This is a genomic window from Microcoleus sp. N3A4, from assembly GCF_036701805.1.
Classification (GTDB): Bacteria; Cyanobacteriota; Cyanobacteriia; order Cyanobacteriales; family Microcoleaceae; genus Microcoleus.
Map to the genome: position 1 here is coordinate 1 of NZ_JAUBRJ010000186.1, position 1,263 is coordinate 1,263.

A 1,263-nucleotide genomic window follows, 5' to 3' on the forward strand; every position below is an offset into this window, starting at 1 on the left:
GTGAGGCTATTTCTGCCCATTCTTGTGACTTGGCTCGGCCTGAGCTCATTCCCTTCTTTCAGACCTGAATCCTTACCCAACGAGATTACGGCAATTCCGGCACTCTTAGAATTATTAGACCTGACCGGGGCGATAGTTACCATTGACGCGATGGGAACTCAAACCGAGATTGTGAAACAAATCCGCCACAAAAAAGCTGATTATATTGTATCTCTTAAAGCCAATCATCCCACTTTACATTCTCAGGTTAAAGAATGGTTTGATACCAGAAGAGGTAATAACTTTGAAGGGATTAACGTTAGTTATAACCAACAAATTGAAAAGGGACACCATCGCACTGAAAAACGTTATGTTTGGGCTGTTCCTTTAGAGGCTTTCGGTGGTCTTTATCAACAAGACCAATGGTCGGGACTGCAAACCATCGTCATTATTGAAAGAATCCGCCATCTTTGGAACAAAACGACTCATGAAGTCCAATTTTATCTAACTTCTCTGCCTGCGGATGCTCAACTTCTTGGTCGTGCCATTCGTCAACATTGGACTATTGAAAACCAAGTTCATTGGACAATAGAAGTCACGTTCCATGAGGATAAATGTCGGATTCGTTCAGGTCATAGTCCTCGTAATTTTGCCATCCTGAGACGGATGGCACTTAACGCTCTTAATCAGGAGAAAACATTGCAGCGTAGTCTTCGTCAAAAAATCAAACAGGCTTGTATGAATAATGATTATATGATGACTGTTCTCAACTCCTTTTGTCAAGCTTGATTGAGATGCTCTTACCCTGTTATGGCAAGGAAATATAAAAAGTGCAATAGCACTATTCATACAATTGAAGAAAAAGCCAGCAGTTAATTTTTGTAAGTATTTAGAAAAGCATAAAGAAAGAATTATTAATTACGAAGTTTTCCAGAGAAATGACATCTGTTCGATTGGTTCTGGGGCAGTAGAATCAGGAATTAAGCAAATAGGTAGAAGAATTAAAATATCTGGAGCAAGTTGGAAATCAGAACATATTGGGCAGGTATTGGCTCATCGATGTGCTTACTTAAATGGCTTAATTGGTAGACCGCCAAAAACTGCACAAGTATAAATACTTATTGCAAAAGTGACATGCTCCCGATCAAGTTTAAGCCTATCATCGTTTTATGGTATTTGCCAGACCAAAAACGACCGATTAGTTTTGTGATTTTGGGGTCGCTATAAGGTTTTTCTATTACTGTATCATCAATACTCAGTATTCCTCCTTCTAAGGTGATAATA

The 1,263-nt window shown here is 39.1% G+C and carries 1 protein-coding gene and 2 pseudogenes; 2 read left to right on the top strand and 1 reads right to left on the bottom strand.

Annotated elements, in window-relative coordinates; translation table 11 throughout:
• A partial coding sequence (locus tag QUA56_RS36635; RefSeq protein ID WP_333368932.1) for an ISAs1 family transposase occupies nucleotides 1-768 on the top strand: 768 nt, incomplete at its 5' end.
• Between the two features lie 7 nt (nucleotides 769-775).
• Nucleotides 776-1,093, top strand: a pseudogene (locus QUA56_RS36640) (ISKra4 family transposase); the annotation flags it as partial.
• Nucleotides 1,094-1,121: 28 nt separating this feature from the next.
• Here QUA56_RS36640 and QUA56_RS36645 read toward each other — a convergent pair.
• Nucleotides 1,122-1,263: pseudogene (locus QUA56_RS36645) on the bottom strand (IS701-like element ISAcma42 family transposase); the annotation flags it as partial.